18 protein-coding genes and 5 tRNA genes are annotated in these 21,750 nt (G+C 61.9%); 6 read left to right on the plus strand and 17 right to left on the minus strand.

Annotated elements, in window-relative coordinates:
• Nucleotides 1-52: 52 nt before the first annotated feature.
• From QMX89_RS09190 to QMX89_RS09205, 4 genes are all read right to left on the minus strand, one after another.
• Nucleotides 53-128, minus strand: a tRNA-Gly gene (locus tag QMX89_RS09190).
• A gap of 3 nt (nt 129-131) precedes the next feature.
• A tRNA-Glu gene (locus QMX89_RS09195) sits at nt 132-207 on the minus strand.
• A gap of 103 nt (nt 208-310) precedes the next feature.
• A tRNA-Gly gene (locus QMX89_RS09200) sits at nt 311-386 on the minus strand.
• A gap of 2 nt (nt 387-388) precedes the next feature.
• Nucleotides 389-464 (minus strand) — tRNA-Glu (locus QMX89_RS09205).
• Nucleotides 465-796: 332 nt separating this feature from the next.
• Here QMX89_RS09205 and QMX89_RS09210 point away from each other — a divergent pair.
• Nucleotides 797-1,567: a hypothetical protein gene (locus QMX89_RS09210; protein WP_282347893.1), complete on the plus strand. Its 771-nt coding sequence runs from the start codon at nt 797-799 to the stop codon at nt 1,565-1,567.
• Nucleotides 1,568-1,580: 13 nt separating this feature from the next.
• Here QMX89_RS09210 and QMX89_RS09215 read toward each other — a convergent pair whose 3' ends face one another.
• Both QMX89_RS09215 and QMX89_RS09220 read right to left on the minus strand, forming a co-directional pair.
• Complete coding sequence (locus tag QMX89_RS09215) at nt 1,581-2,072, minus strand: GAF domain-containing protein (protein ID WP_049861501.1); 492 nt, start codon at nt 2,070-2,072, stop codon at nt 1,581-1,583.
• Complete coding sequence (locus QMX89_RS09220; RefSeq protein WP_049861503.1) at nt 2,069-2,959, minus strand: ATP-binding protein; 891 nt, start codon at nt 2,957-2,959, stop codon at nt 2,069-2,071. Before QMX89_RS09220 ends, QMX89_RS09215 begins: the two co-directional genes overlap by 4 nt.
• A gap of 125 nt (nt 2,960-3,084) precedes the next feature.
• Here QMX89_RS09220 and QMX89_RS09225 point away from each other — a divergent pair, with 125 nt between their 5' ends.
• Nucleotides 3,085-5,394, plus strand: coding sequence for a response regulator (locus QMX89_RS09225; RefSeq protein WP_282347895.1), 2,310 nt, complete (start codon nt 3,085-3,087; stop codon nt 5,392-5,394).
• An 18-nt stretch (nt 5,395-5,412) separates the two neighbouring features.
• Here QMX89_RS09225 and QMX89_RS09230 read toward each other — a convergent pair whose 3' ends face one another.
• Nucleotides 5,413-5,895, minus strand: coding sequence for a glutathione peroxidase (locus QMX89_RS09230; RefSeq protein ID WP_049861505.1), 483 nt, complete (start codon nt 5,893-5,895; stop codon nt 5,413-5,415).
• 20 nt (nt 5,896-5,915) lie between these two features.
• Nucleotides 5,916-6,323 carry a peptide-methionine (R)-S-oxide reductase MsrB gene (gene msrB / locus QMX89_RS09235; protein WP_049861506.1) on the minus strand — a complete coding sequence of 136 codons (408 nt, stop codon included), beginning with the start codon at nt 6,321-6,323 and terminating at the stop codon, nt 5,916-5,918.
• 164 nt (nt 6,324-6,487) lie between these two features.
• Here msrB and QMX89_RS09240 point away from each other — a divergent pair, with 164 nt between their 5' ends.
• The 4 genes from QMX89_RS09240 to QMX89_RS09255 all read left to right on the plus strand — a co-directional run bounded on the left by QMX89_RS09240 (nt 6,488) and on the right by QMX89_RS09255 (nt 14,565).
• The gene (locus QMX89_RS09240) at nt 6,488-7,699 is read left to right on the plus strand and encodes a pyridoxal phosphate-dependent aminotransferase (RefSeq protein ID WP_056843477.1); all 1,212 of its coding nucleotides are present in this window, start codon (nt 6,488-6,490) and stop codon (nt 7,697-7,699) included.
• 129 nt (nt 7,700-7,828) lie between these two features.
• Entirely contained in the window at nt 7,829-8,716 is an 888-nt protein-coding gene (gene htpX / locus QMX89_RS09245; protein WP_049861507.1) for a protease HtpX, read from the plus strand.
• Between the two features lie 126 nt (nt 8,717-8,842).
• Nucleotides 8,843-13,135 (plus strand): DEAD/DEAH box helicase, encoded by a 4,293-nt coding sequence (locus tag QMX89_RS09250; RefSeq protein ID WP_282347901.1) that lies wholly within the window; start codon nt 8,843-8,845, stop codon nt 13,133-13,135.
• A 254-nt stretch (nt 13,136-13,389) separates the two neighbouring features.
• Nucleotides 13,390-14,565: an OpgC domain-containing protein gene (locus QMX89_RS09255; protein WP_282347903.1), complete on the plus strand. Its 1,176-nt coding sequence runs from the start codon at nt 13,390-13,392 to the stop codon at nt 14,563-14,565.
• Here the strand turns inward: QMX89_RS09255 and nadA are convergent, their stop codons facing one another.
• The 9 genes from nadA to tolR form a co-directional block, all read right to left on the minus strand.
• Nucleotides 14,566-15,624 (minus strand): quinolinate synthase NadA, encoded by a 1,059-nt coding sequence (nadA, locus tag QMX89_RS09260; protein WP_134721608.1) that lies wholly within the window; start codon nt 15,622-15,624, stop codon nt 14,566-14,568.
• A gap of 214 nt (nt 15,625-15,838) precedes the next feature.
• Nucleotides 15,839-15,914 (minus strand) — tRNA-Lys (locus tag QMX89_RS09265).
• Nucleotides 15,915-15,974: 60 nt separating this feature from the next.
• Nucleotides 15,975-16,664: a 7-cyano-7-deazaguanine synthase QueC gene (gene queC, locus QMX89_RS09270; protein ID WP_049861511.1), complete on the minus strand. Its 690-nt coding sequence runs from the start codon at nt 16,662-16,664 to the stop codon at nt 15,975-15,977.
• Nucleotide 16,665: 1 nt separating this feature from the next.
• A complete protein-coding gene (gene queE, locus QMX89_RS09275) occupies nt 16,666-17,313 on the minus strand; it encodes a 7-carboxy-7-deazaguanine synthase QueE (RefSeq protein ID WP_282347907.1) in 648 nt (215 codons plus the stop codon).
• Between the two features lie 161 nt (nt 17,314-17,474).
• Complete coding sequence (gene ybgF, locus QMX89_RS09280; RefSeq protein WP_282347908.1) at nt 17,475-18,311, minus strand: tol-pal system protein YbgF; 837 nt, start codon at nt 18,309-18,311, stop codon at nt 17,475-17,477.
• A 6-nt stretch (nt 18,312-18,317) separates the two neighbouring features.
• Nucleotides 18,318-18,821 carry a peptidoglycan-associated lipoprotein Pal gene (gene pal / locus QMX89_RS09285; RefSeq protein WP_043187198.1) on the minus strand — a complete coding sequence of 168 codons (504 nt, stop codon included), beginning with the start codon at nt 18,819-18,821 and terminating at the stop codon, nt 18,318-18,320.
• Between the two features lie 52 nt (nt 18,822-18,873).
• On the minus strand, nt 18,874-20,127 hold the full coding sequence (gene tolB, locus QMX89_RS09290; protein ID WP_197979106.1) for a Tol-Pal system beta propeller repeat protein TolB: 1,254 nt from the start codon (nt 20,125-20,127) through the stop codon (nt 18,874-18,876).
• A gap of 47 nt (nt 20,128-20,174) precedes the next feature.
• Nucleotides 20,175-21,284 carry a cell envelope integrity protein TolA gene (gene tolA, locus QMX89_RS09295; RefSeq protein WP_049861514.1) on the minus strand — a complete coding sequence of 370 codons (1,110 nt, stop codon included), beginning with the start codon at nt 21,282-21,284 and terminating at the stop codon, nt 20,175-20,177.
• Nucleotides 21,281-21,736 (minus strand): protein TolR, encoded by a 456-nt coding sequence (gene tolR, locus QMX89_RS09300; protein WP_049861515.1) that lies wholly within the window; start codon nt 21,734-21,736, stop codon nt 21,281-21,283. The genes tolA and tolR overlap by 4 nt, the downstream gene beginning before the upstream one ends.
• Nucleotides 21,737-21,750 lie beyond the last annotated feature (14 nt).

Below are 21,750 nucleotides of genomic sequence, written 5' to 3' on the forward strand. Positions count from 1 at the left end.
ACGCGCACAAACAAAAACGCCGCTCATTGCTGAGCGGCGTTTTCATTGAATTTGGAGCGGGAAACGAGACTCGAACTCGCGACCCCGACCTTGGCAAGGTCGTGCTCTACCAACTGAGCTATTCCCGCAAATGGCGTCCCCTAGGGGACTCGAACCCCTGTTACCGCCGTGAAAGGGCGGTGTCCTAGGCCACTAGACGAAGGGGACACGCTGACCGAAACACATGGTGTGTATTCCGGCGCCCAGACCCGAGCCCGAAGACTGGATACTGGTTTCACTCAGTGCCGCCCGAGAGCCACACTGCTTAAACTGGAGCGGGAAACGAGACTCGAACTCGCGACCCCGACCTTGGCAAGGTCGTGCTCTACCAACTGAGCTATTCCCGCAATGGCGTCCCCTAGGGGACTCGAACCCCTGTTACCGCCGTGAAAGGGCGGTGTCCTAGGCCACTAGACGAAGGGGACACGCTACAACATTCACTCCCTGCCGCGCTTCGCTGTGTGCTTTACGCTGCAAGTGGCGCGCATTCTATGGATGCTTTCGAGGGTCGTCAACCCCCTGTTATAAATTTATTTAAATCAATGACTTCACTGCGCTTTGCAGGCCCTGTGGCAGGCCACTGCCAAGCGGCAATGCGCAGGAGGACCAATAAGCTTTTGACACCGTTAGTGGCACAAAGCCATAGTTGCCACACCCCCTCCCTAAGCACCCCATGGCTGCGGCGGGGCGGGTTAGGCTACCCGTGTCGGCACAGCGGCCCTACACTTGAACTTCATTCCACCTCGAGAGCTCCCCGGTGACTCCACTCATGATCACCCTGTTCATCGTAACGGGGATCGCCATCCTTATCGTCATCGGCCTGCTCAACAATATGGTCGAGAGCAACAAGCTGGCCAAGGCGCGCGACAAGCTCGAACTCACCGACCGCCTGCGCCGCTGTGGCCGTATCGACGAGACGTTCCCCGGTCAACTGATGACCCCTGCCCTCAAGCAACTGCTCGCGCGACTGGAACTCAACATCAGCCAGCGCCTGCTGCAGCTCGACAAGCAGGACGCACCGCTCAAGGCTCGCCTGGAAGCTTTGCAGGGGGAAATCGCCAAGGGCGATGACATTGCCATCAATAACCCTCCTCTCCCGATCATGACCGAAGACCGAGCCAAGGAAGTGCGCTTCCTGCTCGAAGCCCTGCACGCCCAGGTAACCCGGGCCGGGCAGGAAGGCTTTCTCAGCACCGTCGAGACCAAACACTGGGCGAACGAAATCCGCGGCATCCTCGTGCTGCTGCACATCGAGTTCTTCAATAACCTGGGCCAGCAACTGCTGGGAGAGGGTCTGCCGGGTCGCGCCCGTCTGGCCTTCGAGCGCGGCGTGCAATACCTCAAGAGTCAACCCGACGCCGTGCTCTACCAGGAGCAACTGCAATACCTGCAGAAGATGCTCAAGCGCACCAACGCCATGGTCCTCAGCGAAATGGAGCCGACCGGAGACGAGGTCAACGAACTCACCGACGGTTTGAAAGCCGACGAGAAGGAAGACCCGTTCCAGAAGAAAGCCAACTACGACTGAAAGCGGTCGCGCTTCAGTAGCGGCTGCAGTCGGTCGATTGCAGGAAGATCGCCGCCAGTTGTTCCAGACCCTGCTGGTCGGCTTCGCTGAAGCGTGCGAGGCGTGGGCTGTCCAGGTCCAGCACACCGATCAGCTTGCCGTCCTTGAGTAGCGGGATCACCAGTTCGCTGTTCGACGCACTGTCACAGGCGATGTGGCCAGGGAACGCATGCACGTCCTCGACCCGCTGGGTCTCGCGGCTGGCTGCAGCCGCACCGCACACGCCACGACCAAACGGAATGCGCACACACGCCACCTGCCCCTGAAAGGGTCCGAGCACCAGTTCCTCATTGCGGTTGAGATAGAAACCCGCCCAGTTCAGGTCATCGACCTGATTGAACAGAAATGCGGAAAACTGCGCCGCATTGGCGACGAAATCACGCTCGTCGGCCAGCAGCGATTCCAGTTGAGCGCACAGCATACGGTAGCCTTCCAGCCCCGCGCCTGCAGCGTGCAGATCGATCATGGTTGTTGCTCCAACAGTTTGAGACCCACCCAGTAGCGGGCGAATTGGTAGGCGCAGCGGCCATTGCGGTTGCCGCGGCCAGTGGCCCAGCGCACGGCGAGGATATCCAGTTGCTCGTCACGGGACCATTGCAGGCCGCTGTCACGGGCGAGCTCGCCGATCCAGTGTTCCACCACGCGCAGGAAATGCTCCTGGGTGAAGGGATAGAACGACAGCCACAGACCGAACCGGTCCGACAGGGCGATCTTGTCTTCGACCGCTTCGCTGGGGTGCAACTCGCCGTCGACCCGGGACCAGTTCTCGTTGTCGCTCTGATGTTCGGGAACCAGGTGCCGGCGGTTGGACGTGGCGTACAGCAGCACGTTGTCCGGCGCCTGCTCCAGCGAACCGTCAAGCACGCTCTTGAGCACTCGATAATCGCCCTCGCCCGCCTCGAACGACAGGTCATCGCAAAACAGCACGAAGCGTTGCGGCAGCTTCTGCAACTGCTCGACCACCCGCGGTAGATCGGCCAAGTGGTCACGCTCGATCTCGATCAGGCGCAAGCCCACGGCGGCATGCTCGGCAAGCAACGCCCGCACCAGCGACGATTTGCCCGTGCCGCGCGACCCCCACAGCAACGCATGGTTGGCCGGATGGCCGTCGAGGAACTGCTGCGTGTTGCGCGCCAGCTGCTGGCGCTGTTGATCGACCCCGATCAGATCGCTCAGGCGCATGTCCAGACTGACCTCCAGCGGCAGCAGATAGCCGCTGCGGCCCTCGCGCTGCCAACGCGCAGCCAGGCACTGGTGCCAGTCGATTTCAGGGCGCAGCGCAGGCAGCAGCGGCTCAAGCCGCGCGAGTACGGATTCGGCGCGCTCAAGAAAGGCATTCAAACGAGAGTCCACGACTTTTCCTCAAGGCAAGTTGCGTGTAAAAGGTTCGGCAAGGGGACATGCCGTCGCACACTGCGGCGCACAGACATGGTCCATGCTTTGGCCCTGCGCACGGAATGGAAATTGGCCCAGTATCCATGGATATAAAATTCACCCAGCGGCTGTCCTATAAACAAGCCCGCTTGACGGTACTGGTCGGCTTCATTCTGGGGGCTTTGCTCAGCGTTATCCAGATCGGCATCGATTATGCCATCGTCGATCAAACCATCGATCGGCAAATGCGTTCACTGCTGGAAATCAGCCACAACCCCGCCTCGCGCATCGCCTACAACATCGACGCCGAGCTGGCCAAGGAACTGACCCTGGGCCTGTTGCAATCGGAGTCGATCACCGCTGCACGGCTGACGGACAACAATGGCAACATCCTGGCCAGCGTGCAGCGGCCGCGCCTGGAAAGCAGCTACCGCTTCATCAGCGACATCCTCTTCGATGCCCAACGTCAGTACGAAGACCCCCTGTTCCTCTCGCACATGCCCGACGACCGCCTCGGCACCCTGCAGTTGACCGTCGACACCTTCGCCATCGGCAACCGCTTCCTGCGCCGTGCCGAAATCACCTTGGCCAGCGGCTTCCTGCGCACGGCGCTGCTCACCGCCCTGCTCCTGGGCTTTTTCTACGTAATGCTGACCAAGCCGCTGAACCGGGTCATCCGCGCGTTGAGCAATAGCGATCCGCACCAACCCAAACCGGCGCGCCTGGACTATCCCCCGGGCCACGAACATGACGAGATCGGCGTGCTGGTGAAGGTCGCCAACCAGCAGTTCATCAGCATGGCCACGGAAATCCAGCAGCGGCGCAGCGCCGAGAACCGCCTGACCGAGTACCTGGGCGAGCTGGAAAACATCGTCTCGGCACGCACCACCGAGCTCAAGGCCAGCAATACCCGCCTGAGCATGTCCAACGAGGAGCTGGAGAAAGCGCGCCGTACGGCCTTGGACATGGCCCAGGCGCGCGCCTCGTTTCTGGCCAACATGAGCCACGAGATTCGCACCCCGCTCAACGGGTTGCTGGGCATGATCGCGCTGTCGCTGGACAGCCCGCTCAATGCCGAACAGCGGCAGCAACTCTCCATCGCGCACGATTCGGGCAAGGTGCTGGTCGAGTTGCTCAACGATATCCTCGACCTGTCCAAGTTCGACGCCGGGCAGCTGGAGCTCGAGCGCATCCCTTTCGACCTCGGCGCGTTGATCGAAGACACTGCCAATCTGCTGTCGCAGAACGCCGCACCCAGCGTCGAGCTGACCTGCCTGATCGACCCGCATTTTCCGGCACTGGTCCTGGGCGACCCGACCCGGGTTCGGCAGATCGTCAGCAACCTGCTGTCCAACGCGCTGAAATTCACTCGCTTCGGCCGGGTCGACGTGCGCCTCTATACCCGGCCAGGTGGGGTGCGCATCGAAGTCAGCGACACCGGCATCGGCATCGCTCAGGAAGCCCAGGTCAAGATCTTCCAGCCCTTCACCCAGGCCGGCGCCGGCATCACCCGCCAGTTCGGCGGCACCGGCCTGGGCCTGGCTCTGACCAACAACCTCTGCGAGGCTATGAAGGGCCGCTTGAGCATCAGCTCCGAAGCCGGATTCGGCAGCCAGTTCTACGCCGACCTGCCGCTGGTTGCGCACAGCCCTGCCCAGGTGCCACCGCTGCTGCGCGGCCAGGTGGTGTTGGTCGGGCATGCCGGCAGCGGTCTGGCGGAGCTGTTGCTGGACGTGCTGCCACTGTGGGGCATCGATTACCAGCGCTACGACCTGGGCGCGGACCTCTCCGGCATCGCGCCGGACCTGGTGATCACCGATAACCTAGACTGCCTGTTCAGTCTGCGCCCAGGCATTCAGGCGCCCATTCTGCTGGTCACCGCCTATGGCAACTTCCTGCCGACCGAGCAGGCCAACGCGCTGATGCCGCTGCAGCAGCAAGCCCGACCGCTGGCACGCAACGCGCTGTATCAGGCCTTGCGTCGCAGCCTGGTGGGTGATGAGCCGGCGACGCTCGACAATCTCGCCAACCGGCGTAGCGCGCAGCGTCGCGCGCGTATTCTTCTGGTGGAAGACAACCCGGTGAACCAGCTGGTGGCCAAGGGCATGCTGAGCAAGCTGGGGTGCGAAGTCACAGTGGCCGCCCATGGTGGCGAAGCACTGAGCGAGCTGGAAAAGCGCGAGTTCGACTTGGTGCTGATGGACTGCAACATGCCGGTCATGGATGGCTACGAAGCCAGCCGGCAAATACGTCGAAGCGGCCGCTGGCCACAGTTGCCGATCGTGGCACTGACGGCCAACGCCATGCCCGAAGAGCGCGAACGTTGTCGCGCCGCTGGCATGAGCGACTACCTGGCCAAGCCGTTTCGCCGTGAAGAGCTGGTGATGCTGATCGACCAATGGGTACCCGTATAGCCAGGCACCCAACCTGCTTCAGCCCAGCGCCCGCTCGATCTCGTGCGCCAGGTCGGCAGGCTTGGTCAGAGGCGCGAAGCGTTTGACGCTGCCGTCAGGCGCCACCAGGAACTTGGTGAAATTCCACTTCACCTTTTCCGAACCGAACAGTCCGGGCGCGCTTTTCTTCAGGTGAGCGAACAGCGGATGGGTCAGCTCGCCGTTGACGTCGATCTTGCGGAACATCGGAAAGGTGACGCCGAAGTTCTTCTCGCAGAACTGCACGATGTCCAGCGTATCGCCGGGCTCCTGATTGCCGAACTGGTTGCAGGGGAAGCCCATCACCACCAGCCCCTGCTTGCGATAGGTCTGCCACAGCTCCTCCAAGCCCTTGTACTGCGGGGTGAAACCACACTGGCTGGCGGTATTGACCACCAGCAGCACCTTGCCGGCGAAATCGCCGACCGTCTTGTGCTGGCCGTCCAGGGTGATGCATGGGATGGAGAGAAGATCTTTGCTCATGGTCGCTTTCTTGTCAGGGGTCATGCAGGCTGTTCGGCCCGCGGCTGGAAATCCAGGCACACCGAATTGATGCAGTAGCGCAGGCCAGTCGGCGCCGGCCCATCGGGGAACACATGACCCAGGTGCGACTCGCACGTGGCGCACTTGACCTCGGTACGGATCATGCCGTGGCTGGTGTCACGGATCTCGACCATCGCCTGCTCGCCGATCGGCGCGTAGAAGCTTGGCCAACCGCAGCCGGAATCGAACTTGGTGCGCGAATCGAACAGGGGCTCATTGCAACCCACGCAGATGAAGATTCCGTCACCTTTGAAATCGTTGTACTTGCCCGTGAACGGCCGCTCGGTCGCACTCAGCCGGCAGACGTTGTACTGCTCGGGGTCGAGCATTTCCTTCCATTCTTGTTCGGTTCGCGTGAGCTTGGCCATCGGTACACCTCGGCGGTTCAAAAAGCCCGATCTGTGTCTTTTGCAACGATCGGGCGGCACGTATGATTGCGCCTTTGGACAGCAGTCTGTCACCCGCGTTTCAGCGATTCAATTTTTTCATCTTCAGGGCCGGCGCGGGCCTTGTCATCTTTCGGGACCTCACCATGCAGTTCAGCAAATCGAACAAGCTCGCCAACGTCTGCTATGACATTCGCGGGCCGGTGCTCAAGCACGCCAAGCGCCTGGAAGAGGAAGGCCACCGCATCCTCAAGCTGAACATCGGCAACCCGGCGCCGTTCGGTTTCGAGGCGCCGGTCGAGATCCTCCAGGATGTCATCCGCAACCTGCCCACCGCCCAGGGCTACAGCGATTCCAAGGGGCTGTTCAGCGCGCGCAAGGCCGTCATGCAGTACTACCAGCAGAAGCAGGTGGAAGGCGTCGGCATCGAAGACATCTACCTGGGCAACGGTGTGTCCGAGCTGATCGTGATGTCGCTGCAGGCCCTGCTCAACAACGGTGACGAGGTCCTCATCCCAGCGCCCGACTATCCGCTGTGGACGGCTTCGGTGAGCCTGGCCGGCGGTCACGCCGTGCACTACCTGTGCGACGAGCAGGCCAACTGGTGGCCAGACCTGGACGACATCAAATCCAAGATCACCCCCAACACCAAGGCCATGGTGATCATCAACCCGAACAACCCGACCGGCGCCGTGTACTCCAAAGAAGTGCTGCTGGGCATGCTGGAAATCGCCCGCCAGCACAATCTGGTGGTGTTCTCCGATGAGATCTACGACAAGATCCTCTATGACGATGCCGTACACATCTGCACCGCGTCGCTGGCGCCGGACCTGCTCTGCCTGACCTTCAACGGCCTGTCAAAGTCCTATCGCGTGGCCGGTTTCCGTTCCGGCTGGATCGCCATCTCGGGGCCCAAGCACAACGCCCAGAGCTACATCGAAGGCATCGATATCCTGGCCAACATGCGGCTGTGCGCCAACGTGCCGAGCCAGCACGCGATCCAGACCGCGCTGGGCGGCTACCAGAGCATCAACGACCTGGTCCTGCCCAACGGTCGCCTGCTGGAACAGCGCAACCGCACTTGGGAGCTGCTCAACGACATTCCCGGTGTCAGCTGCGTCAAACCCATGGGCGCACTGTACGCGTTCCCGCGCATCGACCCCAAGGTCTGCCCGATCCACAACGACGAGAAGTTCGTGCTCGACCTGCTGCTCTCGGAGAAGCTGCTGGTGGTCCAGGGCACTGCGTTCAACTGGCCCAACCCGGACCATTTCCGCGTGGTGACGCTGCCGCGAGTCGATGATCTGGAGCAGGCCATCGGTCGCATCGGCCGCTTCCTCAAGAATTATCGCCAGTAAAAACCGAACGTATTCAAGTGTCCGTCTGCATATACACAGTTTGAAATAGTCCCCCGGTTGAATCGACCGGGCGCGCACCTTATATAGCGCATACGCAACACTTTTATCCGTCAGGAGAACGTTACAACCATGATGCGCATCTTGCTGTTTCTGGCCACTAACCTTGCGGTGGTGCTGATTGCCAGCATTACCCTGAGCCTGTTTGGCTTCAATGGGTTCATGGCGGCCAACGGGGTGGATCTGAACCTCAATCAGCTGCTGATCTTCTGCGCCGTGTTCGGCTTCGCCGGTTCGCTGTTTTCGCTGTTCATCTCCAAGTGGATGGCGAAGATGAGCACCGGTACGCAGATCATCACCCAACCGCGCACCCGTCACGAACAATGGTTGCTGCAGACCGTCGAGGAGCTGTCGCGCGAAGCGGGCATCAAGATGCCCGAGGTCGGCATCTTCCCGGCGTACGAGGCCAACGCCTTCGCCACCGGCTGGAACAAGAACGACGCGCTGGTGGCGGTCAGCCAGGGCCTGCTCGAGCGGTTCTCGCCCGATGAGGTCAAGGCGGTCCTGGCCCACGAGATCGGCCACGTAGCCAACGGCGACATGGTCACCCTTGCGCTGGTGCAGGGCGTGGTGAACACCTTCGTGATGTTCTTCGCGCGAATCATCGGCAACTTCGTCGACAAGGTCATCTTCAAGAACGAACAAGGTCAAGGGATCGCCTACTACATCGCGACCATCGTGGCCGAACTGGTGCTGGGTATCCTGGCCAGCATCATCGTCATGTGGTTCTCGCGTCGCCGCGAGTTCCGCGCCGACGAAGCCGGTGCACGCTTGGCCGGCACCAACGCGATGATCGGCGCGCTGCAACGCCTGCGCTCCGAGCAAGGCGTTCCGGTGCAGATGCCCGATTCGCTCAATGCGTTCGGCATCAACGGTGGTCTCAAGCACGGCCTGGCCGGCCTGCTCATGACTCACCCGCCTCTGGAAGACCGTATCGAGGCGCTGCGCCGTCGGGGTTGAAGCAACAGGCTGGACAGAGGGCGACGAAAGTCGCCCTTTTTCTTGGGCGTCGAAAATACGGGAGGGTTGTGCGCCGTTTGCATCGTTCAGCTTGCAACTTCGCCGCCCTCCCCCCATCAATAGATCATGAACCTACCTGAACAGCCTGATTCGCCACTGGCCCACTTCCACCCGGCAGTAAGCGCCTGGTTCAGCCAGCACTTTGCGGCCGTTACCCCTGCCCAGGCCCGGGCCTGGCCGTTGATCCAGCAGGGCCTCTCGACCTTGATTGCGGCACCCACCGGGTCGGGCAAGACACTGACGGCGTTCCTGGCCGTGCTCGACGAACTGGTAAAACGGGGACTGGAGCACCAGGGTCGGTTGCCGCAGCGCACGACCGTGCTGTACGTCTCGCCCCTCAAGGCGCTGTCCAACGACATCCAGCTGAATCTGCAACGCCCGCTGCGCGGCATCGCCGAGCACTTGACGACCATGAACCTGCCCGCGGTGACCATCGTCGCCGGTGTACGTACGGGCGACACGCCGCAGAAGGAGCGCGCCGCCATGCGTCGGCAGCCTCCGCACATTCTGGTGACCACACCCGAATCGCTCTACGTGCTGCTCGGTTCGGATTCGGGCCGAGGCATGCTGGCGGATGTGCACACGGTGATCGTCGATGAGATCCACGCGGTGGCCGGCAGCAAGCGCGGCAGTCATCTGGCCTTGAGCCTGGAGCGTCTTCAGGCGCTGTGCAGCCAACCTTTGCGACGCATCGGCCTGTCCGCCACGCAGAAGCCCATCGCCCAGGTGGCGCAATTCCTGGTGGGGACGCAACGCGCATGTTCGATCGTCGACATCGGTCACGCGCGGCCTCGGGACCTGGCGATCGAAGTGCCCGCGGTGCCGCTTGCCGCAGTCATGCCCAACGATGTCTGGGAGCTGCTCTACGACCGTCTGGCAGCCCTCGCGCAGTCCCATCGCACCACGCTGGTGTTCGTCAATACACGGCGCCTGGCCGAACGCGTGGCGCGGCATATGAGCGAGCGCCTGGGCCGTGAGCACGTCGCGGCCCACCATGGCAGCCTGGCCAAGGAACACCGGCTGGATGCGGAGCAGCGCCTCAAGCGCGGCGACTTGCAAGTATTGGTGGCCACCGCTTCGCTGGAGCTGGGCATCGATATCGGTGACGTCGACCTGGTGTGCCAGATCGCTTCGCCAGGCTCCATCTCCGCGTTCCTGCAACGGGTGGGGCGGTCCGGGCACCATGTCGGTGGCGTTCCCAAGGGTCGCCTGTTTCCCATTTCCCGAGATGATCTGATCGAATGCGTGGCTTTGCTGGACTGCGTGCGCCGCGGCGAACTGGACACCTTGCAGATTCCTCAGGCGCCGCTGGACGTGCTGGCCCAACAGATCATCGCCGAGGTCAGTTGCCAGGAATGGCCGGAGCAGGCGCTGCTGCAGATGTTCCGCCAGGCAACGCCTTACGCCGGGCTCGACGACACGCGCTTCGAGGGCTTGCTGCGCATGCTCGCCGAGGGCTACAGCGGACGTCAGGGCGTGCGCGCAGCCTATGTGCATCGCGATGCCATGACCCGCACTCTGCGCGGTCGACGCGGCAGCAAGTTGACCGCAGTCACCAGCGGTGGGGCGATTGCCGATAACGCCGACTACGCGGTGCTACTGGAACCCCAAGCGTTGAGCATCGGCAGCGTCAACGAGGATTTCGCCGTGGAAAGCCTCGCCGGCGACATCTTCCAACTGGGCAACCGGTCCTACCGCATCCTGCGCATCGAAGGCGGCAAAGTCAGGGTCGAAGACGCCCACGGCCAGGCGCCGAACATCCCCTTCTGGCTCGGCGAAATGCCGGGGCGCAGCGCCGAGCTGTCGGCCAGCGTGGCGCGATTGCAGGCATCGATCGACCAGCGCCTGGCGCTCAGCGAAGGTCAAGTCGAGTCGTTGCTGCCCTGGTTGCAGGACGAACTGGGCCTGGGCCGGGACAGCGCCGAGCAACTGCTCGATTATCTGGCGCGCACACGTCAGGCGCTGGGCGCCCTGCCCTCGCAGGACACTCTGATCATGGAGCGCTTCTTCGACGCCTCCGGCGCCACGCAACTGGTCATCCATACGCCCTTCGGCAGCCGTATCAACCGCGCCTGGGGTCTGGCCCTGCGCAAGCGCTTCTGCCGCACCTTCAATTTCGAGTTGCAAGCGGCCGCCAGCGAAGATGCAATTGTACTGTCGCTGTCGACCAGCCACAGCTTCGAGCTGGAGGAGGTGTGGCATTACCTGCACAGCAACAGCGCTGAACCGATACTGATCCAGGCGCTGCTCGATGCGCCGCTGTTCGGCGTGCGCTGGCGCTGGAACGCAGCGACGGCCCTGGCCCTGCCCCGCTACAGCGGCGGACGCAAGGTGGCCCCGCAACTGCAGCGCATGAAAGGCGAGGATTTGATCGCCACGGTATTCCCGGACCAGATCGCCTGCCTGGAAAATATCGTCGGCGAGCGGGAGATTCCTGATCACCCGCTGGTCCAGCAGACTCTCGACGATTGCCTGCACGAGGCCATGGACAGCGCGGGCTGGCTGACCCTGCTGCGGCGCATCGAGAGCGGTCAGATCACCCTCATCCAGCGCGACCTGCCCAGCCCTTCGCCATTGGCGGCGGCTATCCTCAATGCCCGGCCCTACGCGTTCCTCGACGACGCTCCGCTGGAAGAGCGACGCACCCAGGCAGTCCTCAACCGACGCTGGGACGAACCCCGCTCGGCAGACGACATGGGTGAACTGGACACGGATGCCATCGCTGCGGTGGCCGCCGAAGCATGGCCCGCCCCCATCAACGGCGACGAGATGCACGAAGCCTTGATGAGCCTGGGCGCCTTGGCCGAACACGAAGCCCAGCCCGGCGAGCTGGCGCTGTTGAAGACGCTGGCGCGCACCGGCCGTGCTGCGCGCCTGACGCTGGGCGATGGCAATCACCTGTGGCTGGCCCTGGAGCGCATGGCCTGCCTGCAAACCCTCTACCCCAACGCCCAGCTATCCCCCGCACTGCAGGTGCCGGCGCACCTGGCCCAGACGTGGACCCAGGAGAGTGCGACGCTGGAGCTGATCCGCGCCCGCTTGAGCGGATTCGGCCCGCAGCGACTGGGGGACATTGCCGCCCCGCTCAACCTGCATCCTGCCGTGGTTGAACTGGCGCTGCTGGAACTGGAATCCCAGGGTTATGTGATGCGCGGCCAGTTTCTCACCCACATCGAGGAAACCCAGTGGTGCGAGCGGCACCTGCTGGCGCGTATCCATCGCTATACGGTGAAGCGCCTGCGGCGGGAGATCGAACCGGTCAGCCTGCAAGTGTTCATGCGTTTTCTGCTCGACTGGCAGTGCCTGGCGCCCGGCACCCGCCTGCAAGGCGAGGAGGCTCTGCCCAAAATCCTGGAACAGTTCGAAGGGTACAGCGCCCCGGCTGGCGCCTGGGAGAGCGATCTGCTGCCCGTACGGCTGCGTGGCTACGACCCATCGTGGCTGGACCGCGCCTGCCGCAGCGGCAAGACGGTCTGGGCGCGGTTGGCCAGCAGCGGCAAAGGAACCACCCTGCGCGGTACGCCCATCGTGCTGCTGCCCCGCGCGCGCCTGCCCCTGTGGCGCAGCCAGGCTCCTACAGTCCAGCCGCAGGAATTGTCCATGCGCGCGCAGAAGGTCGAACAAACCCTGGCCGCGCAGGGCGCGATGTTCTTCGACGATCTCGTCCACGATGTGCGCCTGCTGCGCACCGAAGTGGAGAACGCGCTGCAGGAACTGGTCGCCGCAGGCCGCGTGAACGCCGACAGTTTCGCCGGATTGCGCGCGCTGATCACACCGGCCGGCAAACGTCAGGCGCGCAGCAGTCGCCGTGGTCGCGGTGCTTTCATTGGCGGCATGGACGATGCGGGGCGCTGGGCCTTGCTCCAGGCAAACGGCAGTGCCCCCGATGAAGCCGTCGAACAGATCGCACTGGTGCTGTTGCGTCGCTACGGGGTGGTGTTCTGGCGCCTGCTGCAACGCGAAGCCGACTGGCTGCCCAGCTGGCGCGACCTGCTGCGGGCATTGCAGCGACTGGAGGCGCGCGGACAGATTCGCGGGGGGCGTTTCATCGACGGCTTGTCCGGCGAGCAATTCGCCTTGCCAGAGGCCATTCCAGCCCTGCGCGAGGTACGCAAAAGACCTGTGGATGGCAGCCTGGTGTCCATTTCGGCCAGCGACCCATTGAACCTGGTGGGCACCCTGCTGCCATTGCCCGGCGCCGACCCCCAGCAGATCCACAAGACCGTGCCAGCACTGCCGAGCAACCGCGTGCTGTACCGCGACGGGCTGCCCGTGGCGGCCTTGATCGCTGGCAAGCCGGTGTACTGGAGCGAAGAAACCACGGAGCTACGCCAGCAGCTGATCCATCCCCCACTGTAGCAGCGGCGCAAGCCGCGTTGGGCCTCAACGCGTCTGTTCAGGCATACCGTATGCACCGATGACGCGGCTTGCGCCGCTGCTACAGGGCTGCGGTAACTTGGCGTTGTGACATTCCGTAATAGCCAAACTTTTGCAATTCGTTGCGAAACCCGCCACCCTCCGCGCCGCTGGTCGATAATGACCGCCGACGCGGAACCGCAATGCCCGCTGTCCCATCCCTACTACATCCTTCCTATTTGCAAGAGCCTGTCGCCATGACTAACGATCGAGACCATCGGATCGATTTCTATCGAGGTTTGGCGTTGATCTTCATTTTCTGGGATCACATACCGCAAAACCCGCTGGCCAGCTTCACGCTGCGCAACTTCGGCTTCAGCGATGCTGCAGAAGTGTTCGTGTTCCTCGCCGGCTATGCCGCCGTACTGGCCTACGGCAAGATCGCCTTGCGCGACGGCTATCTGGTGGCCGGCATGCGCATCCTGCGTCGCGCCTGGGTGCTTTACGTGGTCCACATCTTCCTGCTGGCGGTCCTGATGGGCATCATCTTCGTCGCCAACAATCACGTCGAAACCCGCGACATGATCCAGGAGATGAACCTCACCTATTTCGTGTCAAACCCGCAACAGGCGATGGTCGACGAACTGCTGCTGCGCTTCAAACCCAACCTGATGGACCCCTTGCCGTTGTACATCGTGTTGCTGCTCGGCCTGCCGATCGTCCTGCCGTTGCTGGTCAAGCGGCCGGCCCAGGCCATCGGCCTGTCGCTGGTGTTGTACCTGATGGTGCAATGGCTGGGCTGGAATATTCCTGCGCACGACAACGGCCTTTGGTATTTCAATCCTCTGGCCTGGCAGGTGCTGTTCGTACTGGGTGGCGCCACAGCGCTGCATTCGACGCGCAGGCAGGCCGTGCCGACCCGCCCCTTGAGCCGCCAACCCCTGTTCCTCGCGTGCGCCACGCTCGTGACCTTCAGCGCGCTGGTTGCCTTGGGATGGCGCTGGCCGATGCTGCACGAGGCACTGGTGCCCGGCTGGTTCAGCCAACTGCTCTACCCCATCGACAAGACCAACCTCTCGCCGTCACGCCTTCTACACTTCGTGGCTTTGGCCTACTGTGTGGCCAAGCTGATACCTCAAGGTGCCTGGGTGAATCATCTGTTGGCACGCAAAGTCGGGCTGATGGGGCGCTATTCGCTCGAGGTCTTCTGCCTCAGCGTGGTGCTGGCACCGTTGGCCGACATGGCCAATGCCCTGGCAGATGATCTATTCGCGATGCAGATCGCGAGCGCGCTGGTCGGCGCAGGCCTGATGCTGGCTTTGGCCGAATGGCTGGAACTGAACAAACGACTGGGCCGTCCGCGGTCTGAGTTGCCAAAGCTTGAACTGCCGAAGTCCGAAAGGCCCGTGGTCGTACTCGGCAAAGGCCTTTGATCAAGCGTTGCCAGCCACTTTCAGGCGCGCTGCCTGGGTAAAGTCCAGCATGCGCTTGAGCGGCCGAACAGCTTGGGGAATCAGCGCCGGATCCACAGTGATTTCGTTGCTGCCGGCGCGCAGGCATTCCAGCGTGCGCTCAAGTGTGTTCATGGCCATCCACGGGCAATGCGCACAGCTGCGACAGGCAGCACCGTTGCCCGCTGTGGGCGCCTCGATCAGCGTCTTTCCAGGCACGGCCTGCTGCATCTTGTAGAAGATACCGCGATCGGTTGCCACGATCAGCGTCTGCTGCGGCAACGTACGGGCAGCGGCAATCAATTGGCTGGTGGAGCCCACGGCGTCAGCCAGTGCGATGACCTCTGCCGGCGACTCGGGGTGCACCAGAATCGCGGCATCGGGATACAGCGCACGCATGTCGCTCAGTTGGCGCGACTTGAACTCCTCGTGCACGATGCAGGCACCGTCCCACATCAGCATGTCAGCGCCGGTGTGGGTCTGGATGTAGTTGCCCAGATGCTTGTCCGGCGCCCAGATGATCTTCTCGCCGTTGTCCATCAGGCTCTCGACGATTTCCAGCGCGCAGCTCGACGTCACTACCCAGTCGGCCCGCGCCTTGACCGCTGCCGAGGTGTTGGCATAGACCACCACCGTGCGCTCGGGATGCTGGTCGCAAAAAGCCGAGAATGCATCGACCGGGCAACCCAGGTCCAGCGAGCAGGTCGCTTCCAGGGTGGGCATGAGCACACGTTTTTCAGGGTTGAGGATCTTCGCCGTTTCGCCCATGAACCGAACACCCGCCACCACCACGGTGCGAGCTGAGTGCTGGTTGCCAAAACGTGCCATTTCCAGCGAGTCGGACACACAACCGCCGGTTTCCTCGGCCAGCGCCTGGATCACCGGATCGCAGTAGTAGTGAGCAACCAGAACCGCGTCCTGAGCCTTGAGCTCGGCAGCGATGGCTGAACGGTAGTCGGCTTCCTGCTCCGGTGTCAGGGGCTTGGGCTGCTTGGCATCCAGGTGAGCCTGAACCAGAAGGCGTTCGGATATCTGCGTCATGGGGCAAGACCTGCGAGCGCTGATGCGCGAGAGTCGAGTATAGACCGGGCCGACAAGGGCCTGGGAGTATATGCCCTGGCTTTCGTGAGGCTTTTGAGGGCTGGCGCAGGCTACAGAGAAACGAGGTGTTAGCAAAGCCCTATCGCTGCAAGGATAGCCACCGAATTCCGAGCATAAAAAAACCCGCAGCTTTTGCAAGCTGCGGGTTTCGAAATGGTGGGTCGTGTGGGATTCGAACCTACGACCAATTGGTTAAAAGCCAACTGCTCTACCAACTGAGCTAACGACCCGTTTCGTGGGGCGTATAATACCGAATTCTTTTGGTAATTCAACACCCTACAGAAAAAAAATCAAAAATAACGTGTAGGGTCACTCACACCGGCCGCAGTGAAGCCTTCCGCGCGCAAGCGGCAACTGTCGCATTTGCCACAGGCCTGGCCTTCGTCGTTAGCCTGATAGCAGGACACCGTCAGGCCGTAGTCCACACCCAGTGCCACGCCCGCCTTGACGATTTCGGCCTTGCTCATGTTCTGCAACGGCGCCTGAATGGTGAAGCCATTGCCTTCCACTCCAGCCTTGGTAGCCAGATTGGCCAGGCGCTCGAAGGCCTCGATGAACTCGGGTCGGCAGTCCGGGTAGCCGGAGTAGTCGACCGCATTGACGCCAATGAAGATGTCCCGCGCCTCCAGCACCTCGGCCCAGCCCAGGGCCAGCGACAGAAAGACCGTGTTGCGCGCCGGCACGTAAGTCACCGGAATGCCCTCGCCCAAGGTTTCGGGAACGTCGATCGACGTATCGGTCAGCGCCGAACCGCCCATGCCGTCCAGATTCAGTCCAATGACCTTGTGCTGGACCACGCCCAGATCGCGAGCCACCCGCGCCGCCGCATTAAGCTCGGCGCGATGGCGCTGACCATAGTCGAAACTCATGGTGTAGCAGGCGTAGCCCTGGTCTTTGGCCATCGCCACTACGGTCGCGGAATCCAGGCCGCCGGAGAGCAGGATGACCGCTTTTTTCTGGTGCTCGGTTGTGTCGTTCATGTCAGCGCCCCGGCTCGTCGTTCCAAAGAAGTTTGTGCAATTGCATCTGCAGGCGCACCGGCAGGTTGTCGGCCACGATCCAGTCGGCCAGATCGGTTGCCCGCAATTGATCCTTGCTCGGCGAGAACAGTACTTCGCCAGCGCGCTGGTCCAGACCGTACTGAATCAGCTTGGAGACGGCCCAGTCGTAGTCTTCGCGCGAGCACAGGACGAATTTGACCTGGTCGTTGCGGGTCAGCAGCTCGATGTTCTCGTAGCGATTGCGATGGACCTCGAGGGAACCCGGGGTCTTCAAATCAAGCACCCGGCTGACTCGCGTGTCCACTGCGCTGATGTCGAGCGCACCGCTGGTTTCCACGGAAACCTCATAGCCCGCATCGCACAGGCGCTGCATCAATGGGATGGCATTGGGCTGGGCCAACGGCTCGCCCCCGGTCACGCACACATAGCGGGGCTTGTAGCTAGCCACCTGCTCCATGAGCGACTCGAGGGTGCGCTGGGTACCCCCGCTGAATGCATAGGCGCTGTCGCAGTATTGGCAGCGCAGAGGGCAACCGGTCAGGCGCACGAAAACCGTGGGCAGGCCAGCGGTCCGCGTCTCACCCTGCAAGGAGTAGAAGACTTCGGTAATGCGTAGTGTGTCTTGCATAGGGTCCACGGGCGTGACAGCGAAACAGGCTGACCGCCTCCGTTGGGCACTTCAGGCGGCCCGCGCTCGCGTGGCTTCAGGAAGCGTGTTCATAAAATGGCGGCAAATTCTAACAAAAAACCCGCGCCAGGCGCGGGTTTCTTCGAATCACTCGGCAAGCTTCATAATCTTTGCAGGTCTTTCTGCGCCAATTGCGCCGCGGAAGTACCCGGATACTGGGTCACAACCTGCTGCAGAATACCTTTGACTCGATCGGTATGACCGAGGCGACGTTCGACGTCGGCCAATTTGTACAGCGAATCCGGCACCTTATTGTGCTTGGGATACAGCTGGCTAACCTTGGCGAAGGCTTGACCTGCGCCTTGCAGATCACCTTTGGCAAGGTTGACCTCGCCCAGCCAGTACTGGGCATTGCCCGCATACTGGCTGTTCGGGTATTTGCGCAGGAATGCGGCAAATGCCTGGCTGGCCTTGTCGAAATCCTTGGCTTTGATCAGGTCGAAGGCTGCATCGTAATACAGCTTCTCCTTGGCCGGATCGCCAGGCTCTGAACTGGCTGTCGATTGACCGCCAGCCGATGAAGCACCAGCGCCGCCGGAGGCGCCGCTGGCTGAAGAATTATCCGGTTGGGCAGCGGGTGCAGGTGCAACCCCAGCGCCAATCCGACGATCGAGATCCTGATACCGCTCGAGCCCTTCCTGTTTCAGGCGCTGGATATCGTTTTGCTGGACTTCGACCTGACCTCGCAGACGCGCGATGTCTTCCTGCATTTGCTGCAGTTGCATGAACAGCTCGCCCTGAGCCGAGACAGGCGCTTGCGCACCTGACCCGGCCGAGGCGCCGTTCGTACCGTAACCTGCAGGCGGATAGCTGCCACTAACGGCGCCACTGTTACCGTAGCCTCCATTGTTGTTGCTATCGACCACAGGCACCGCGCCCCAAGCCATTACAGGCAGGGCGAAAGCCAGAACAGTTACAGCACGACGGCACGTTCGCATGACGAATTACTTACGCAGTTCGACGCGACGGTTTTGAGCCCACGACTGCTCGTCGTTGCCGGTAGCTACTGGACGCTCTTCGCCGTAGGAAACCAGTTCCAGCTGAGCTGGCGAGACGCCTTGCAGTACCAGGTAACGCTGAACGGCCTTGGCGCGACGCTCGCCCAGTGCCAGGTTGTACTCGCGAGTACCGCGCTCGTCGGTGTTACCTTCCAGGACGACGCGAGCGCCGTTGGCTTTCAGGTCCTTGGCGTGAACGTCCAGAGCGCGCATGGCTTCTGGCTTCAGGTCCGAGCTGTCGTATTCGAAGTAGAAGGTGGTGATTGCGCGCAGAGCAGCTTCTTCGCTCAGGGAACCGTCAACGGCACCGGTGTTTGCGCCGTAACCAGCGTTAGGGTCGACAGCAGCGCCGCCTTGACCAGCATCTTCGCCGCCTTTGGACGAGCAACCTACAGCTACGGACAAGGCCAGGGCCAGCGCAGCAAACTTACCAAACTTCAGCATTTCCATCGTGAAACTCCTAATGAACCCCAGTGTGTTAAGTACAACGTATTACGCCGCGTCAGTTCAGGTAAGGGGACCAGGACGGTTCTCTGACTTCGCCTTGAGCGGTAGGAAGCGGGAGCCTCACGCGGCCGTTTAGCGACACGAGCATCAAGACTCCCCGGCCCTGCTGGCGGGTGGCGTAGATTACCATGGTGCCGTTGGGCGCAACAGTAGGCGACTCATCAAGAGTTGAATCTGTGAGGATCTTTACGCTTCCGCGTTCCAGGTCCTGCGCCGCCACCTTGAAATTGGTGAAACCATCTTGCCGGTGAATCATTACAAGCGTCTTTTCGTCAGCCGAAAGTTTCGGGTTGGCGTTGTAGTTGCCCACGAACGTCACACGCTCGGCATTGGCGCCACCGGAAGTGCTGGTCTTGTAGATCTGCGGCTTGCCGCCACGGTCCGACGTGAAATAAAGCGTCGAGCCGTCCTTGCCCCAGAAGGGTTCGGTATCGATCGCCGGGCTGTTGGTCACGCGGGTCAATGCACGCGAAGACAGGTTCATCACGTAGATTTCCGGGTTGCCATCCTTGGACAGCACCAACGCCAGGCGGTTGCCGTCAGGTGAAAACGCCGGTGCGCCGTTCAGGCCTTCGAAGTTGGTCAGCTGCTCGCGGCGACCGGTGTCGACGTTCTGCAGGAAGATCCGCGGACGACGCTGCTCGAACGATACGTAGGCAATGTTGCGGCCATTGGGCGAGTAGCGTGGCGACAGGATCGGCTCGCGCGACTGCAGCAGGGTCACGGCACGTGCCCCGTCATAGTCCGAACGCTGCAGGGTGTAGCGAGTGGCGTTGGTACCGGCGCGCTCGGCGGTGACATAGAGCATGCGCGTGGAAAACGCACCCTTGATCCCGGTCAGCTTCTCGAACGACTGGTCGGAGATGAAGTGGGCCATGTCACGCAACTGATCGGTCGTGCCCGACACGCTGCCGGTTAACACAGGTTGCTGAGTGTTGACGTTGAGCAGTGCGTACTGCACCTGCAGGCGACCACCGGCCGGCGTGATGCTGCCGACCATGACGTACTGGGCGCCCAGCGCCTGCCAGTCGCGGTAGATGACTTCGCTGGCCTGGGACGGCTGGCTGATCATGTTCTGCGGTGGAATGGGTGAGTAGTAGCCCGAGTTGCGCAGGTCGTTTCCGACGATTTCGGCAATGTTGTCAGGCAACACGCTGCCACCCTGGAAGCCGAACGGGACGACCGCGATCGGCGTCGCCCGGTCGGCACCGCTGGTGACCAGAATGTTCTTTTCGTCCGCAGAGGCCATGCCGGCTGCGCAGCACAGGACGACGAGCAGTCCTCGAAGAAGGGTAATCACAAGGCAAGATCCTCAGGTGTAAATGTCATCTTGAAGGAACGATAGGGGTTGAAGTCAGCTGGTTTCAAACCCTGCATTTCCGTTAAACGGCCAATGTTCTTGACCGCAGCAACCGCCGAACTGTCGAAAGGTCCATCGCCACTGGAGCGCGAAACGCTGACGTTGGTGACGGTACCATCGGGCAACATGTTGATCTGCAATACCACAGTCATGTTCTTGCGTGCAGAAGGCGGACGTGCCCAACCTTCGGCTGCTCGCGAGCGAATGAGATCGTCGAAGTTGCCCGCGACTTCATCACCCTGCTCATCGGCGAGCGCCTGCTGGCGTTCGGGCTTGTCGGAAAGCAGATCGGCCAGTGCCTGCGCCTTCTTGTCTTCCGCAGCCTTGCGTGCCGCATCCTGGGCCTTCTTCTTCGCAGCGTCGGCCGCAGCCTTCTTCTTCGCGTCCTCGGCAGCCTTTTTCTTGGCATCTTCGGCAGCGGCGGCGGCAGCAGCTTTCTTGGCGTCGTCTTCGGCTTTCTTCTTCGCGTCTTCGGCGGCCTTCTTCTTGGCGTCTTCGGCAGCCTTCTTCTTGGCTTCCTCGGCCGCCTCCTTCTTGGCCTCCTCTTGCTCGGCTTTCTTCTTGGCGATATCGGCCAACTCACTCTTCTTGGCTTCGGCAGCTTTTTCAGCCGCTTCGGCCTTGGCCGCTTCAGCCTTGGCTGCGGCCGCCTCTGCCGCTTCCGCCTTGGCGGCGGCATCGGCTTTCTTGGCTTCGTCGGCCTTCTTCGCTGCTTCGGCCTTTTGAGCAGTTTCCTCTTTCTTTTGTTCCGCCGCCTTTATGGCTTCCTGTTCAAGCTTCTTGGTCTCCATCTGCTCGACTTCGGTCTGTCGCGCGGCAGACTTCTTCGCCTCGCCCGCCAGCTTCTGATTGGTCTGAGTGGTGGCCTGGCTCTTGGACTTGAGCTGATAGAGCGTAGCCTGCACGATGGGGCGCGCTTCGGGCAGTTCGGGCGTCATGGCGAAACTGACGAACAACATCCCGAAAATCAGCACGTGCAGGGCTACCGCCCAGACCGTGGGCCAGAAGAAGCTTTCCGAGGCTGAATGCTCTCGCTTTTGCATCACGGGGCCTCGGTAATCAAGCCAACGTTACCGACACCTGCCTGCTGCAAACCACCCATGGCGCCCATGACAGCGCCATAATCCACGGTCTTGTCACCGCGAATGAAGACTTGGGTCTTCTTCCCGTTGGCATTGCCCTGGTTGATGATCGCGGTCGCGGCCTGGGTCATCTGCGCCAGGGTCATGGCCTTGTCCTGCTGCTTTTCAGTGTCTACTTCCTTGCCGACGTTCCAGTAGTAGGTCTTGTCGGCCTTGATGGAAATGGTGAGCACCTGAGTGTTGTTGTCCTGCGGCAACGCTTCGCTGGAAACCTTGGGCAGATCGACCTTCACACCTTGGTTGATCATCGGAGCGGTGACCATGAAGATGACCAGCAGTACCAACATCACGTCGATGTAGGGCACCACGTTCATCTCGGCGACCGGCTTGCGTTTTGGGCGACGACCTCGAGTCATTGGGTTATCCCTGC

This window comes from Pseudomonas sp. PS01301, assembly GCF_029960215.1.
GTDB lineage: Bacteria > Pseudomonadota > Gammaproteobacteria > Pseudomonadales > Pseudomonadaceae > Aquipseudomonas > Aquipseudomonas coleopterorum.